General features: G+C 70.2%; 1 protein-coding gene. It reads right to left on the bottom strand.

Annotated features, from left to right (window positions below; translation table 11 throughout):
- Positions 1-403: ribonuclease E/G (locus tag J1M86_RS23920; RefSeq protein WP_206511637.1), on the bottom strand; the 403-nt coding region annotated here is incomplete at both ends.

Genomic DNA, 403 nt, shown 5'->3' with positions numbered 1-403 from the left:
ACCCGGACGGTCATGTCCGGCTCGCCGTAGAGCAGCGTCGGCGCGTTGGAGCCGCTGGTGCCCTTCGCCTTCTTCTGGATGTCCTCCCACTGCTGCTGGAGCCGCTCGACGTCACGGCGCAGCTCATCCTCGCTGGCGCCCTCGGCGGCGGTGCGCACGATGACGCCCGCGTCCTCGGGGACGATCTTCTTGAGGATCGTCTTGAGGCGGGAGCGCTCGGTGTCGGGGAGCTTGCGGCTGATCCCGGTCATCGAGCCCTCGGGCACGTAGACCAGGTAGCGGCCGGGCAGCGAGACCTGGCTCGTCAGACGCGCGCCCTTGTGGCCGATCGGGTCCTTGGTCACCTGGACCAGGACCGACTGGCCGGACTTGAGCGCGGTCTCGATGCGGCGCGGCCCGTGGG

Origin of the sequence: Rhodococcus sp. KRD197, from assembly GCF_017168235.1 — a bacterium.
Taxonomy (GTDB): Bacteria; Actinomycetota; Actinomycetes; order Mycobacteriales; family Mycobacteriaceae; genus Rhodococcoides.
Note: the sequence above shows the minus strand (reverse complement) of the source record. Positions and strands in the feature narration are given on the sequence as shown.